Raw genomic sequence first — 15,485 nt, 5'->3', positions numbered from 1 at the left:
TTTCCGATCGAAAAAGTCATTCTTCGCTAATTTATGTCTTTTTAATATGGCTTGCGCGCGATATGAAGGACCGCGTTCCCGAATACGAAATTGCGGTAACGCACTTCCTGAAACCCGGCTTTTTCCAGAATGGATTTGAGAGTTTCCTGATCGGGGTAAGAAAGGGAAGAAACAGGCAGATAATCGAACATCTCGTTTTTTCCACCCCAAAGAATATAACCCATAATCGGAACGATTCGGAAGAAGTAGAAGTCGGCCGCCCATCGAATCAAGGGATTTTTTACCTTTCCTACATCTAAGTTGAGGAACAAACCGCCCGGTTTTAACACGCGGAGAATTTCACCGATCGCTTTCGGGAGATGATCCACGTTCCGCAGACCGAATCCGATCGAAACCGCATCGAACCGAGCGTTCTTGAAATTCTTGAGCTGTGTCGCGTCACCGACTTCGAAACGAACGCGGCCTTGTTCGCTTTGTTTCTGCAAACGGGTCTTTGCGATTTCGAGCATGTTCTCCGAAAAATCCACACAAGTCACGTGATCGACGGAGGGAGAATTTTCCAATCGAACGCTGATATCCCCGGTTCCGCAACAGAGATCCATAACGTGAAGGTGGCCGGGAAGATTTTTTTCGATCTCGTTCACCAGACGATTTTTCCAAACTCGATGGAGAAGAAAGCTGTTCCAGTCGTTGAACCGATCGTATTTTTCGGCGATCTTGTTGAAATTCTCCCGAACAAAACCGGCCTTCCGATCGACTTGAGGCATTTGAAATTCGGACATAGGCTATTTGAAAGGATTTCAAAATGTTTCGCTCTGGCAAGGACACTTTTTATTCATAGTGAATAATTGAGTAAATTGTATTGATTCGGTCGAATCTTGAAATAGATCGTGGATCCCTGTTTTACGCGGACTCCGTTTCAACGAACGATTCCCGAATCCCATTTCAGTCGCGCTCAAGATTAGAATGACAAACGAACGTGAACGGATAATCTGCTCTTATCTTCGGAGGTTCTATTCGTGGAGACGTTGTTTGCAAAAGGAGGATGGGTATCGATTCTCATCCTGATCGTAAGCTTTATCAATCTCGGACTATTGATTCGAGTTAGAACCTTTCTTCCCATTCTCAAACGAAAACTTTTATTCCGTTTACAAGACAACGATCAGGACGGAAACAAAGACCGTCAAAACGCGGACTTAAACTTGATCCTCGAAGATCCGGACGAATTTTTTACGCGGGAATTTTTCGTTCCAGAATCGATGATCGCATGGATCCGCAACTTAGCGGGGATCGCGACCATGCTCGGTCTTCTCGGAACCGTGATCGGGATTTCTGTCGCGTTCGAAGAGATGAAAAACGCGGGAACCGTCAGCCTTGAAATTTTTTCCGAAGGAATCCGACTTGCGCTCAACACGACGATCGAAGGACTTTGTGTCGCAATTCCTTCCGTATTAGGGTTTCAATATCTCAAAACCATTCTCCATAAAACGGAGATCGAACTCAAATCCGCCGTGGACAACGGCGTCTCGAATTCGATTCGAAACAGCGAATGAAAAAACCGAACGCAAAACGAAGAAGCCTTCTGGAAGGAGAGGATTCTCCGCTCGACATGACGAGCATGTTGGACGTGGTTTTTATTCTTTTGATCTTTGCGATGGTCGCGATGAGCTTTCAAAAGGAAGTTCATTCTTTGCCGGTCGCTCTTCCGAAGGCGGAAACGAAGTCGGGTGCGGACGGAACCAAAAAAGAAGTATTCTTGTTAAAAGACGGGAAACTCAAATACGGCGTTGCAACTCTCGAAGAAGAGGATTGGAAACGAATCGTATCCAAGGGAGAATTTCAAAACGAAGTCGTTTGGATCTACGGGGATGAGGCCGTCGGTTACGGAAGATTCGTTTTCGTTCTAAACAGTTTAAAGAATTCTAATTTAAAAGAATTGCATTTAGCGGTCAAAAAGGAATAATCAGGACTGTAGTTTGGGATTTTCCTTGTGACGATCCTTGTCCCTTTCGGTGTTCTTTTTCAAAGTGGCGCGCAACGCGTCCTCGAGGGAAATTCCCATCTGATTGGCGAGACAGATTAAAACGAAGAGAATGTCGCCCATTTCTTTCGAGATACCGTTCGGATCTTCCCCCTTTTTAAAGGATTGATCTCCGTACGTTCTTGCCACGAGCCTGGAGAATTCTCCCACTTCTTCCATTAGGATCGCGAGATTGGTGAGTTCCGAAAAATATCGAACCCCGAAGTTTTTGATCCATTCGTCCACTATTGTCTGCGCCTGATTCAGGGAAAGATCGGACTCGTTCATCTTTGTGCATCCAATCGATCCACCAAAATCTCCGTCGGCTCGGGATAACATCCCCCGCTCAAATGATGCGGATCGATGTATTTCTGACAAGTAACCTGCGCGCGGAAGTCGTTCATATCCAGAGGGAATACATTCTTAAATTCTAATACTTCTCTGCGAATCGCCTCCCAAGCGGGATAAAATTCCGCCGACTTCACTCTGGTTTCAAGTCCGCTGTAAAGAAGAGGGGACCACAATACGACCTTGATTCCGTTTTTTTCCGCGGTCTTCAAGAATTGAAAGAGAAAGTTTTTTTGAACCGGAGAGATCGTAATATAACGATAGATGTCGTTGTAATACTTCGCGGATTCCTCTTCGAGTTTTTCGGGAGGAGTGTTCGTAAGAAGAACGTTCGGAATCCCTCCGTTGAACTTATCCGATTCCGTCATGAGCACGTTCCGAATCGCGAGCATCATTTCCTTGGAACTTGGGTCCTTGATTCTTTGCATCGCTTCCTTAAAACGGGGAGGGAACACCGTCGTCCTAAAAACCCTGGATCGCAAAAACGTATCCCAATCGTTTGTCGAAAACTCGTCCGCGTGTCTTAAAAAATACGGAAGATCATACGAATAACGCAGCGGATAACGATTGCAGAAGTCCGTCATCGAATCGGGATAAAATTCCAAAATCGCGTAATCGGGTTTAATCCCCGCGGAAAGAATCTTTTCAAGATTGTAGTTGTGATACGAAAACGGAGCCGACGGCGCGGAAAAATTGTAAACGATCAAATCCTTTCTTTTTTTTCGGATCGTATCCAGGGAGAATTCTCCCATGTGGGACGTTCCGAAAAAGAGCATCGTTTTTTGGTCCGATGCTGCGGCCGACTTTTCCTTTACCAAAGCGGTAAGGACGCGGTCTTTCATTTCGTAAAAGTAATATTCGGCCCCCGCTTCGGTGTACGGGCGAATCCATTCGGAAGACAAAAGTCGATCCAAGGAAAACGCGAAAATAAAAAATGTTAGAGGAACCCAAAGGAGTTTTTTGCGGAATAAAGGAATCAAGTCGGTTTGTTTTCGGTCGTTCATGATTCCTCCTTAAAATTGAAAGTAGATGAAGTCCTGACCCTTTCCGGCGTAATTGGAAAGCAGCAGAACCAGCAAAATTAGAAAAACGGAAATTACGATTTTCTGATGTTTGAAATAGAATCGCGGAGCCTTTTCAAAATACTCGAGAGTATGAAGCAGAAAGCCGCCGATCAAAAACGGCGCTACGAGATTCGTCTTTAAAACCTGTTTGGCAGGTTCCGAAACCCAAACAAGGCCGTGACAAAGAATATGCCAGCTATCGGCCAAACTCTGAGATCGAAAAAAGATCGCACCGATTACGAAAATCGAATATACGAACGAGGCGCGAATCGCAAACCAGAGAAATCCCTTTTCGGGTAGTTTCGGAATTCCCAAACGATCCATCAACCGATCGATCACAAGGCAAAGTCCGTGCCAAAAACCCCAAATAACATACGTCCAACTCGCGCCGTGCCAAAAACCGCCTAACGTGAATGTGGTGATGAGATTGAGATAAATTCTAGGCTCGGAAGTCCTAGAACCTCCGAGAGGAATGTAGATGTAATCCCGAAGCCAAGTCGCAAGCGTAACGTGCCACCTTCTCCAAAGGTCTTGTATGCTCTGACTGAAAAACGGCGCACGAAAGTTGACCGGAATGTTGAATCCCATCAGAAACGCGCAACCTCGCGCGATGTCCGTATAACCGCTAAAGTCGCAATAAACCTGCCAAGTGAATCCCTGCACCGCGAGAAACAAAGAATAACCGTCGTATTCGGAAGGATTGCGAAACACCGGATCGACCAAGGAGGAGATGTTATCCGCAACAAGAATCTTCTTCGCGATCCCCAGTCCCAAAAGATACAAACCGGCGTAGATGTACGAAGGTTTGATTCTTACCTTATCCAGAATCGGAAAAAAATCCTGATGCCTCATGATCGGACCTGCGACCAATTGGGGAAAGAATAGAATGAACAAAGTAAATCGGAAAAAACCGCAGTTTTCTGTAATCTTTCCGCGGTAGACGTCGACCACGAACGCGATGATCTGAAACGTATAAAAGCTGATCGCTAAGGGAAGAATGATCTGAAACCCGAAGGTCTTTTGATCCAAAAATCCCCAACCGGTCCAAGCATAAAAGTTATCCGTAAAAAAGTAGAAGTATTTAAAAACCCCTAAATTGATCAGATCGAGCAGAATGACGGCCCTTAAAACTCCGGGATTTTTTTTCTTAAACAAACTGGATATTGCAAGATAGTTAATATAAAGAATCGCTAATAAATGAAACAGAAACGGAACGTTCCAGGTCGCGTAAAAAACCACGGAAGCGACTACGATCACCCATTCTCTGTATTTTCTTCCGTCGTAAGCCCAATAAAAAACGTAAACACAGAGAAAGAAAAGAAGAAAGAGAGTGGATGTAAAAATCATTTCTTATCCTTCTCCAAAATTCCTTTCAGATCTTTTACAAACGCGTCGGTAAGTTTCTGCATTCCGATCGAGTTCAGATGGATCAGATCGTAATAATAATCCCCGTTTTCCGGCCCGTCCAAAAGATCCTGATAATCGAGCAAAGGCACAGGGTTTTCCGGATGGATTCTTGCAAGTTCCCGCTTCCACACTTCGTTGCGTTCCGGAAGTCTCCACTGCTGGATCAATTGACTGTACGGCGCGACGACTCCGATAATCCGAATGTCTTGTCCGTTTTCCCTGCCGATTCTACGGATCTCGTCGTGCAGAATCTTAAGCCGATCGAAGTATTGTCTCGTTACGTCGTCCTCTACCGCGTTCGACAACGGATTGCTCGAGATGATACAAGTATCAAAGATCGCCTTTTTGTGAAAACGATCCGAACCTTCGGGGATCGGCTGGCCGTTTGCAGGATCGGTTTTTGCGACGCAATCGGGCACGTCCTTGATCGGATACATGCTGATCTTTTCTTTGTAAGAATTCTCGTAATCCCAAGGATCGGAATTCTCCAGTTTGAAACGTTTGCCAATGTCCTTGATTCTCTTGGAAGGACTCAAAATCAGATCTTGAATGTCCCTTCTGTAAGCGATCGACTTCAGAGTGATATAAGCGAGATCGTCCACATTTACGTCGTAGCCGAAACTATAAATTCTCGGATATACTTCCGAACGATCGAACTCGGAGATCATCGCCAGCGTATGCAAGTTAAGAATTTTTTGACCGACCCAAGGAGTTGTGATCTCGAATACGTGAACGACGGTTTTTACTTTTTTAAAATGCGGAAGGGTTTTCAGAACGGCGAGATCCTGAACGATCAATTCCGTTCCCGGAATCGCGATGGATTGAATCTTTTTTCCAAGAGGAGCAAGTTCTTTATTTAAGATCGGAATGGACAAACCCTGATAGGCAACCGATGTCCCGACAACGAGAACATCCGGATCGAACGTATTCCGTTTTTCTAAAACGTGATTCGTGATTCTGGATACGTTGGCAGCGTAGGAATTCTTTTTTAAGAAAGGTCTATAGCAGCCGAATTGCATTCCTGTTTCTAAAAAGACAAGAATCAGAACCGGAATCCAGAACTTAGAATCTTTGATAAATGCAAGATATTCTTTCATAAAAGAAGTTAATCCTAAAACGCAAAGTAGAGGAAGCTCTGACTTTCCGTGATTCCGAAAATCAAAAGCATGAATACGTTCGCCAAAAAGAATAAAACGAACTTCCAACGGCTCTGAACGACTTTTTCTATATTATTTTTATTGAATAGATAAGAAGCCACAAAACAAACCAGAAGCAGAATCCCGTACATGTAGTTTCCATATCCCTTGACTCCGACAAAACCGTCGGGGCCGATAAATAGAAGAGACTTCATCATCGGGATCGCCTTTTCCATCGTTTCGGCGCGGAACATGATAAATCCGAACGTTAGGCAAAACATCGTAAAAACGCGCGCCCAGATATCGTATACGATCCCGCCTTTTTCGTTGAGAAAGACCGCGAGTTTCGTTTTCGCATATTCCCTATTTGCAAGAATCATAATACCTTGCCAAAGTCCCCAGCCGATATAGTGGTACGCCGCCCCGTGCCAAACTCCGGCAAAGAACCAAGTGATGAAAATATTTCTGTAGATCAGAAGGTTCGTTCCCCTAGAACCGCCGAGAGGAATGAAGATATAATCCCGAATCCAGGTAGAAAAGGAAATATGCCAACGGGACCAATGATCCGTGATGTTTCTCGCCACCATAGGAAAATTGAAGTTCGGATCGAACTTATAACCGAACAAACGGGCGACGCCGATCGCGATATCGGTGTAACCCGCAAAGTCGAAGTAGATCTGCCAACCGAACGCGAGCGCCCCGGTCCAAATCTCGATCGGATTCAGAGTCGCATAATTCGCAAAGGTGGAATCCACGACCTTGGCGAGATTGTCCGCAAACACGATCTTTCTCGTAAAACCGATCAGAATCTGACAAAACGCGATTTGAATGTCTTCCTTGGTGACCGGAAGGGGAACTTCCAAGTCGCGAAAGAAGGTTTGCGCGCGAACGATCGGACCCGCGACCAATTGAGGAAAAAAGGAAACATACAATGCGAAATCCAAAAAGGATTTTCTCGCTTCGATCTGACCGCGGTAAACGTCGATCGTATAACTCAAAGATTGAAACGTATAAAACGAAATTCCCACCGGAAGAATAATATCATAATACGCGAATTTAAAACCTGCAACCGGAGTCAGATCGTTCACGACGCCTAACAAGAAGTTGGTGTATTTGAAATATGCGAGAAGTCCGAGGTTCGTAACGAGAGATAAAACGAGCCAGAGCTTTCTTTTTTTCGAACCGGGAGCCGCCGCTTCGATTTTTAACGAAGCGTAAAAGTCGATGACGATCGAATAGAGCAAAAGAACGATGAATTCTTTTCTCCAAGACATGTAAAAGTAAAAGCTCGCACCCAAAAGAAAGATTCTTTGGATCTTACCCTTGAGCAAATGATTGAGGATGAGTACGATCGGGAAAAAAAATAAAAAGTGAAGCGAGTTGAAGAGCATGTTTCGACTTATAGGCTGTTTTTAAAGACCTGAAGAGCAGTTTTTCAAACTAGAATATCCTTACAACTTCAATTTAGGGCTTTGGAGATTTGGAATCTGTGGCAAAAATCCCTATTTTTTCGGATTGGGGCGGATATACTTTTTCGGGAAGAATCGCATCCAGTTTGAATTCGATTCCTTCGATATAACTAACGGATTTTTTCGCGGAACGAGGAAACGTGGAAAAAGAAAAATTCACAAGAAACAAAAGCAAACACCAAGCGAAAAGAAGCGAATGATAAAACGCTCTTGTTCCGAATGCAAACGTTCTCCACTCCAAAGACTTCAACGTCAGACCGGCGAGCAAAATCAAACCGATCGAAGTCCCCACCCAGAACTCGAAAAAATAACCTTCCCACCAAGTATAAAAAACGATCGAAGGAACGAGCCAAAACGAAAGTAAAACGACTTCGATGCGGAATCGTTTCCATACGTTTCGCAAGTTCAATAAAAACAACGAAACGATCGAAACCCAAAACAGAAGATTGAGATTGTAGGGAAGGGCTTCTCTTTGTTCCCAAGACTGCGGTCTGATCCGAAGGCCGTTTTTGACGCCTTCAAAATTCAAAAACGCGTCTCCGATCCCGCGATAAAAATTCATCACGTAGTTTTTTGCTTCCGGAGAATTTCCCCATTTGTCCTTTGTCGCATACAAAAAAAGCCAGTTCGCAAAGTTTCGTTCGCTGTCCAAGGGCGCGCTGAGATTTCGGTTTAATAAAATAAATCCCACGTAGAGATACGATAGAGTAAGAATTCCCACGAGAAGAAAACAATACGCAAAGATAAACCGAAGCTTCCAAGAAAACCGGAATTCTTTTCCCTTCCAGGTTTGAGAAAATAGGATAGAGATCGGAACCAAGGGCAAAAAGAGAATATCGGATTGGTGGAAGTAGACGCCGAAAAGCTGGATCGAAAAAAGGGCCGCGAGCGTAACGGGGGAATGGCCGTTTCTTGCGAAGTAAACGCAAAACAAATAGAGCAGCGCGGTCAAACAGGAATGAATGAGCGGCGTATCGTTGTGTTGGGCGTAAAACCAAAAACCCTGCGAAACATGTACCGCCAGACCCAACACAATGGCGCCTAACGTGTCCGAATAAAGTTTTCGATACATCCAGATAAAAAAGAACAAAAACAAAAGAGCGGAAACCAGAATGCGGAGACGAAGACCGAACATCACCGAATCTTTTCCGAAAATTTCTCTCCAAAGTTTCAAATACAAATATCCCGTGCTTTCAAAACCGAGATGATGCGGATTGTAGAAAATTCTCCAGGTAAGATCCGAATTGATATTATAGGCGTAAACGATCGCGTCCCAATCGTAATGTCTGGAAAGAAAACGAAGATCGAATAAAAAAACGGCAAAGATCAAAAGGATCAGAAATCCGAAAAAGATTCTATTTTGAAGAAACTGTGATCTCATTTGGACTTTGTTTGTTTGCCGTTTGGCATCTTTTCTCTTTTGAACAAATTCACTTGCGATCCGCGATCTGATTTTCTTTTGTCAAGCCGGATTCTTCAGTTGTTCCGACAAACTTTCCGTTCGGAAAAAACTTGCAGCAACGTTCTCTACGTACTGCAAGCGAGTTATTCGGGGCAATCTGAAATTCAAAACATAACTCCAAAAAAACAAAACGGTAAAACGAAATCCAAGCCGGGCAACAAGATCGAAACGGCCGAAAATAAAATCTTAGAACCCGCACAATCTCAAAACTTTCAAATTAAAACGGATCTTCACAAACAGAAATATTCTAAAATTCTAATATTGAAACAAACCGTAAATCAGATTGACATTCGGTCCTCGGAAAAAAAACGGAGAATGCAATCCGTTTTCAGAAGCGATTCCCTCCGAGCGAAGATCGGGCGTTACGATGACGATTCTTTCCAAACCCAAAAGTTTCCGCAAGAATCCAGTTTTATGAACGAGCTGAATTCCGTTCTGTTTTAGGTTCCACTGAAATACGTTCTTACCGAAAAGCCCTCCGGTTTCGAGAAACAAGGTTTCGCCTTTGAGTGAAACGAACGTGAAACAGGTCCTGCCGATAAAACGAACCCAATCGATCACAAACGCAAGACCGATATAACCGAAGGTCAGATAACCGACCGCGAGATACAATCGTTCGTCCTGTAGAATCGGCAGATTCAGCACCTTGGGAATCAGGAGAAAATCCGTGAACTTTTGCAGATACGACGCGGACAATTCTCCCGCAAGAAAACAACCGTATAACACCGCAAAAACGATCAAAGTCACGAGAATCGGAGGGATCGGATTGATCCGTAAACGGATCGCGGCGCCGGAAGCGATCTCGTCGGCGTTTAAGGATTCCCATCCGCCATAGAGTTTCTTTTCTGTTTGTTTCATAGGTTAATGATGCAGTTCCTTTCTGTGTTTCCAAAGATCGATCAGACCTTCTTCGATCTTTTTCGCGGTTTTGTCCCAAGTCCACTGAGAAGCGTCCCAAACCGACGGTCTTTGCAATTTTTTTCTTTGTAATTCCGCAAGCGCCGAAACCCAAGAATCCACGTTCAACGGTTCCGCAAAAAGATCCGTTCCTCGGTCCAAAATTTCATGAAAGACGGGGATGTCCGAAGCGACGCAAATCTTTCCCTCCCGCAGCGCTTCCAATAAAGGTAGACCGAAGCCTTCGTGGATCGAAGGGAAAAGAAAGGCGGAACATTTTTGATAGAGCCAAGCCAACACTTCATCGGCCGGATTCTCCACGAAAAAGATTCCTTCCGATTCCAAGGTTCCTTCTTTGAGAAGTTGCGTCAGACCTTCCGACTTCCAACCCAAACGTCCGGCGATCACCAATGGAAAAGGATACGAGACATTTTGCCGTTTTAATTTTCGATACGCTTCGATGAGAGTTCCGAGATTCTTACGCGGTTCCAAAGTTCCGATTGTAAATAAGAAATTTCCGGGAAGCTCGCGCAAAGGTTCTCGAACCGAAGGAAAGGATTCCACTCCGGGATAAACGACCTTCAACTTAGGATCCAAGTCCGCGCGGAACTTCAAGATGTCTTGTCTCGTATTTTCGGAAAGACAGAACACAAGATCGGCCCGGTTCAACGTCTTCGGAGAAAGAATTCTATGCTGCCAGAAGTTGGCGGTCGTCATCGTTTCCGGCGCGGAACGAAAATTGAGATCGTGATAGTTCACCGCGGTCAACGCGTTCCCGCAAGAAAGAGGAAGAAGCTGCAACGTTCCCCAGAAAAGATCGAGCCGATCTTTTCTGATCCGCTTCGGAATCGTCCAGTTGAGCCAAGCGACGCCCGGAAGTTTTCCGGTCATAAAAAAACGGGAATTCACGTTCGAAAGAATATCGTAAAATACCGTATGAATCGGTTTGTTCGAATAGAGATAGTATTCGAGAGGGGATTCGCTCGTGATCAATCTTCGCAATACTTCCGCAAGATATCTCGAATTTCCCGTGATTCCGTACGCGAGAGGGCGGACGTCGACTCCGACCCTAGGTTTGTATTTGAGTTCGTTGGTTCGAATCGGCGACATGGTTTTTCGGTCGTGCCTAAGTTTAATTCTTCGCCGCGGTTTCCGACTTCGCCGCAACCAAAAGAAGAACGTATTGAAAGATCGCGAAATACAAAAGATAGGAAGCCATCATCAACTTTTCTTCCGTTCCGCCTCCGATCAGGGAACGGTTGCACAGAAGAATCAGGACGGAACTCGCCAGAAACGCAAAGATTACTTTATCCTTTTTGAATAGAATAACAGCGGAGTCGACCGTCTTTTTCCAAAACGAATCGGACGATTTGTTCCAAGCCGGTAAAATCACATTCTCCGCAAACGTCCAAGTCCGATCCAAAAGCAGAGCGGAAGGGACCAAAAGAAAAACGAACGCGTGCACCCACGAAATTCCGCTGAAGATCACCGAAAATACGAACAGACATCCCAAAGTAAATTCCGCTTTTCGCTTCATAAAAACGCGGACAAAAAACGGAATCACGATCAATAAGGAAAGAATAGAATAAATTCCTTTTACCGCGGTTTCGCTGAGTTCCCGGATCGGGTATCCGAGTTGCGATTGATTCAAAACGTCCGCGTAGTTCAGAAAATACTTCGCGAGTGTCGCGTTCAAACTCTGATTGTTCTTCCAAGCGCGGAACAAAGGGGACTTCAGATAATTGTCCAAGATCAACTGCTTCCAAGTCAACGTCATCTCGATCGTAAACGAAGGAGCGTAGACGCAGGGTAGAAAGATCCAGAAAAGCGCAAAGACAAACGTGTAAACGACGGCAGCGTATCTTCTTTGCATCAAAAAGAAAAGAACGAACGCTCCCGGAGTCAGCTTGATCACGATCGCAAGAGAAAGTAAAAGTCCCGACAACCAATCCTTGCTCGTATGTACGGACGCGAGAATCAGAAAGATCAACAGAAAACCGACTTGATTGTTGTTCTGATGATTCTCCAGAAAACGAAGATTCAACAAACATAAAACGACGAAAAAAATCAGATTCCACTTTCTGTTTAAACGAATCGAAAGAATATACAAGGAGCCCAAAAGCGCCGCGAAGTTGAGCGTCATAAAAACCGCGGAAGCAATCTCGTACGAAAAAAAAGAAATCGGTATGAGAAGAAATGCGAATGTCGGAGGATAGATGTACGAGCCCAGACCTTCCATCATATCCTTGAGTTGTAGAAACACCTTCGGAGTGAACGCCTCTTCGATTTTGATTTCACCCGATTGAAGTTTCGCAAGAATCTCGTCGATCTGTTCGAGGTTGTATAAATTGTTTCCTTGGGTAAAACGAACGGATGCGTTATAATAATCCCGGAAATCCGATCGATTCCCCGATTTGGAAATTCCGTTTAGAAAAAGAAGGGAGAAGAATAAAACCGTTCCCGCAAGAATCCAGGTTTTTCGATCTCTCAATTGCATTCTGAAACACTTTTCAACGGCACTGGAAAAGCCAACTAAAAAAGGATTCTCCTGCGGACCGCTCGCGGATCCACTGCAAACCATGTTGTTTGAAGACCTCAAAGAATTCGAGTTCGACTTACCCGAGGAGCGGATTGCGCGTTATCCGGCGGCTTATCGGGACGAAAGCAAACTCATGATTCTCGACGTATACTCGGGAGAAATCAAAACTGAACCTTCGTTTAAGAACATCGTTTCGTATTTGAGAGAAGGGGACATACTTGTCGCCAATCACACGAAGGTAAGCAAACGAAGAGTCTATCTCAAAACCCTGTTGCGAATTCACGAAGCGATGTTCTTGGAAGAAAAAGAACAACTCTGGAAATGCAAAATCCGCAATTCTAAAAAACTCAAACTCGGAGAAGAACTCAAGGACAACCGCACGCAAAAACTCGGATTTACGGTCGCAAAAAAAGAGGAGGAATTTGTTTTTTTAAAACCGCAGCGCGGACTTACGGAAGAAGATTTTGAAACGATCGGAGAAATTCCGATTCCTCCGTATCTTAAAAGAAATGCGGACGTGCAGGATGAAATCCGTTATCAAACTCTCTTTGCAAAAACGCCCGGCTCGGTCGCCGCTCCCACCGCAGGTTTGCACTTTTCGGAAGAACTTTTCGAAACGCTTCGGCGGAAAAAAATCCGGCTTTGCACTCTCGAACTCAAAGTGGGATACGGAACGTTTCAACCTCTCACCGAAGAGAATTTTCAAAATCAAAAACTGCATCGGGAAGAATTCTTCCTGGAAGAAACGATTGCGGAGCAATTAAACGCGGCAAAACAAGAAGGAAGAAGAATTCTTTCGATCGGAACAACGACTTTACGCGCGCTCGAATCCGCATACCAACCGGACACAAAAACGTTCCGAGCGGGACCGGGAGCGACCGAACTTTTCATTCGACCGGATGACAACCTGCAAAGCTGTGAAGGACTGATCACGAATTTTCATTTGCCCGGTTCCAGTTTATTACTGCTCGTTTCCGCCTTTGCCGGAAAAAAATTGATCTTGGACGCCTATCAAAAAGCGATTCGAGAAAATTTTCGATTTTATTCGTACGGCGACGCGATGTTGATTTTGGGAAGAAAAAAATCCGACCGGAATCGAACTTAAAACGGACCAAACAACATTGATTTTCGGTCCAGGCGTTTGAAAAGATGTCGTTCGAGTTTTAAAGAAGAAACAAGTTTCTTTTGTGAAAGCGCCCAAGAATCGATTTTTTCAAAGGATTAAATTTTCCCCTTTGAATTCGTCTAAGAAGCTACAAAGAATTCATACTGATTTACTTATTGATTGATCGTAGTAAGAACATGAGAGAGAATCGTAATTAGTGATCAAAAAAATAACTTCCAACCAAGCGGCAATCCGACTTCACGCGGGAAAACAAAAACCGAAAAACGGGCTCCCCGATTTTTTAGCGTTTCACAGGGAGGAACTCAGTTCTTTGCCGAAGGCTTTGGAAAATCCGGGAATCTTTTCCAATCTTTTGCTCACGGGTCCGGGACTCGAATCCAATCTCACGTTGCTTCAGGAATACATCTCCGGTTTAAAAAAGAATATCAAAGTGATCTGCGATCCGCATCCGGGCTTTTTGACGCTCGCCGGATTTCCCGGAAACACGGAGTATCGTCCCGGAAAAATGGCCGAAGCGGACGGAGGTTATCTGCTTCTTCCGATGCGCGCGCTCACGGAAGATTCCAATCTCTACTTTCTCGTAAAGGAAGTCTTGCAAACGGGGAGAATCGACTTTCTCACCTTGCCGGAAATGACCGGTTCCAAGGAAATGAACCGTTTTCATCCCTCGGTCAATACGCGTTTTCGGCTCATTCTCGCGGGAGAAGAGGGGGAAGTGGACTTTATTTCCGGAGTCGATCCCGACTTTTACGATAGTTTTTCGTTTAAGATTCACCTTCCGTACGAAGCCGTCATGAAGACAAAAAAGAATCTTCAGTTGTTCGGAGGTCTGATTCATTCCTGGGAAAAACCGGGTTATCCGAGTTTTGATTCTTCCGCGGTGGACACGTTACTCGAAATCGCACTTCGCTGGAACGACAGCAAAACCAGACTTTCCCTTTCCTTCGCGGAACTCAAAACCTTCGTGGGAGAACTTCTCGTTCTGTACAAAAAGGAAAAGAAAACTCTCACGAGAATCGACGTGGAATCCGCAATCGAAACGATCGAAAAAAGGATCGCGGTTCATAAGAGAAGATATCTGGAAAGCGTACGCGAAGGTTTGACGACGATCCAGCTGAAAGGGAAAAAAACCGGAAGAATCAACGGTCTTTCGGTGATCTTACTTCATTCTTCCTTATCCGATTTCGGACAAGTGAATCAGGTTTCCGCGCGGGTCGCGCTCGGGTCCGGTAACTTTATCAACATCGAACGGGAAGTGAATCTTTCCGGCGACTTGCACGATAAGGGAGTCTTTATATTACAATCTTATATTAAAGGAATGTTCTCTCATATCCAATCCTTCGGATTGGACGCTTCGATTCTGTTCGAGCAAAACTATTCACCGATCGACGGAGATTCCGCGAGCTGCGCAGAACTTCTCGCAATTCTTTCCGCACTTTCCGGTTTGGAAATTCCCTGCAATATCGCGGTCACCGGAGCGCTTTCCCAATATGGTGAAATTCTTCCCGTCGGTTCCGTGAACACGAAGATCGCCGCTTGGTATGAAGTGATTCAAATCGTCGGTAACACAAAGGATAAATACCGGGTTTATATTCCTACCTCGAATCTGAGAGACTTGAATCTCCCTTCGCATATCCGCAAAGCGATGGATAAGGGAAAATTACAGATTTTCACCTGTTCTCACGTCGAAGAATTGATTCCGGAAGTTTTTGGAATTCCGGCGGGAAAATTCGGCAAAAACGGAAAATATCCGCAGGGAAGTCTGTTCCATTTAATAGAGGAACGAATCGACCGGAAAAAAGAAGAAGAGCACGAATTATAGAAACCAAAACTCGTCCAGGATGAGACAGAATCTTAGAAAAAATTTCTTTCCCTGCGTATCGCGTCTTCTATATTGGAAGAAAGGAAATCAGAACTCGTTTTTTTGAATCATTGTAGCTCTGTCTTTGCAAAGGAATGTTTCTCAACGGAGAAATTTCCAAACCTGTCTTTTGGTCGGAGAAAAGTTTGCTATCTG

The 15,485-nt window shown here is 44.6% G+C and carries 14 protein-coding genes; 4 read left to right on the top strand and 10 right to left on the bottom strand.

The genetic code is table 11. From position 1 onward, the window contains the following. Positions 1 to 41: 41 nt before the first annotated feature. Positions 42 to 782: a ubiquinone/menaquinone biosynthesis methyltransferase gene (locus LFX25_RS18930; RefSeq protein WP_238731817.1), complete on the bottom strand. Its 741-nt coding sequence runs from the start codon at positions 780 to 782 to the stop codon at positions 42 to 44. Positions 783 to 1,019: 237 nt separating this feature from the next. Between LFX25_RS18930 and LFX25_RS18925 the strand changes: the two genes are divergently transcribed. Both LFX25_RS18925 and LFX25_RS18920 read left to right on the top strand, forming a co-directional pair. Beyond that, a complete protein-coding gene (locus LFX25_RS18925; RefSeq protein WP_238731816.1) occupies positions 1,020 to 1,553 on the top strand; it encodes a MotA/TolQ/ExbB proton channel family protein in 534 nt (177 codons plus the stop codon). Continuing rightward, positions 1,550 to 1,963, top strand: a complete 414-nt coding sequence (locus LFX25_RS18920; RefSeq protein ID WP_238731815.1) for an ExbD/TolR family protein — start codon at positions 1,550 to 1,552, stop codon at positions 1,961 to 1,963. The genes LFX25_RS18925 and LFX25_RS18920 overlap by 4 nt, the downstream gene beginning before the upstream one ends. Here LFX25_RS18920 and LFX25_RS18915 read toward each other — a convergent pair whose 3' ends face one another. From LFX25_RS18915 to LFX25_RS18875, 9 genes are all read right to left on the bottom strand, one after another. Next, positions 1,964 to 2,308 carry a nucleotide pyrophosphohydrolase gene (locus LFX25_RS18915; RefSeq protein ID WP_238731814.1) on the bottom strand — a complete coding sequence of 115 codons (345 nt, stop codon included), beginning with the start codon at positions 2,306 to 2,308 and terminating at the stop codon, positions 1,964 to 1,966. Then, complete coding sequence (locus LFX25_RS18910; RefSeq protein WP_238731813.1) at positions 2,305 to 3,372, bottom strand: DUF1574 domain-containing protein; 1,068 nt, start codon at positions 3,370 to 3,372, stop codon at positions 2,305 to 2,307. Before LFX25_RS18910 ends, LFX25_RS18915 begins: the two co-directional genes overlap by 4 nt. Before the next feature lie 9 nt (positions 3,373 to 3,381). Further along, positions 3,382 to 4,779 carry an MBOAT family O-acyltransferase gene (locus LFX25_RS18905; protein WP_238731812.1) on the bottom strand — a complete coding sequence of 466 codons (1,398 nt, stop codon included), beginning with the start codon at positions 4,777 to 4,779 and terminating at the stop codon, positions 3,382 to 3,384. Then, on the bottom strand, positions 4,776 to 5,936 hold the full coding sequence (locus tag LFX25_RS18900; protein ID WP_238731811.1) for an SGNH/GDSL hydrolase family protein: 1,161 nt from the start codon (positions 5,934 to 5,936) through the stop codon (positions 4,776 to 4,778). The genes LFX25_RS18905 and LFX25_RS18900 overlap by 4 nt, the downstream gene beginning before the upstream one ends. 14 nt (positions 5,937 to 5,950) lie before the next feature. Further along, entirely contained in the window at positions 5,951 to 7,366 is a 1,416-nt protein-coding gene (locus tag LFX25_RS18895; RefSeq protein WP_238731810.1) for an MBOAT family O-acyltransferase, read from the bottom strand. A 73-nt stretch (positions 7,367 to 7,439) separates the two neighbouring features. Beyond that, on the bottom strand, positions 7,440 to 8,825 hold the full coding sequence (locus LFX25_RS18890; RefSeq protein WP_238731809.1) for a hypothetical protein: 1,386 nt from the start codon (positions 8,823 to 8,825) through the stop codon (positions 7,440 to 7,442). Between the two features lie 336 nt (positions 8,826 to 9,161). Beyond that, complete coding sequence (locus LFX25_RS18885) at positions 9,162 to 9,764, bottom strand: LIC20162 family protein (RefSeq protein WP_238731808.1); 603 nt, start codon at positions 9,762 to 9,764, stop codon at positions 9,162 to 9,164. Positions 9,765 to 9,767: 3 nt separating this feature from the next. Further along, a complete protein-coding gene (locus LFX25_RS18880) occupies positions 9,768 to 10,913 on the bottom strand; it encodes a glycosyltransferase family 4 protein (protein ID WP_238731807.1) in 1,146 nt (381 codons plus the stop codon). 22 nt (positions 10,914 to 10,935) lie between these two features. After that, positions 10,936 to 12,384, bottom strand: coding sequence for a glycosyltransferase family 87 protein (locus LFX25_RS18875; protein WP_406600546.1), 1,449 nt, complete (start codon positions 12,382 to 12,384; stop codon positions 10,936 to 10,938). Between LFX25_RS18875 and queA the strand changes: the two genes are divergently transcribed. Together queA and LFX25_RS18865 are read left to right on the top strand one after the other, a co-directional pair. Next, on the top strand, positions 12,383 to 13,447 hold the full coding sequence (queA, locus tag LFX25_RS18870) for a tRNA preQ1(34) S-adenosylmethionine ribosyltransferase-isomerase QueA (protein WP_238731805.1): 1,065 nt from the start codon (positions 12,383 to 12,385) through the stop codon (positions 13,445 to 13,447). The genes LFX25_RS18875 and queA overlap by 2 nt on opposite strands. A gap of 217 nt (positions 13,448 to 13,664) precedes the next feature. Next, positions 13,665 to 15,290, top strand: coding sequence for a S16 family serine protease (locus LFX25_RS18865; protein WP_238731804.1), 1,626 nt, complete (start codon positions 13,665 to 13,667; stop codon positions 15,288 to 15,290). Positions 15,291 to 15,485: the final 195 nt, after the last annotated feature.

The sequence above is a fragment of the Leptospira sanjuanensis genome, assembly GCF_022267325.1.
GTDB lineage: Bacteria > Spirochaetota > Leptospiria > Leptospirales > Leptospiraceae > Leptospira > Leptospira sanjuanensis.
Note: the sequence above shows the minus strand (reverse complement) of the source record. Positions and strands in the feature narration are given on the sequence as shown.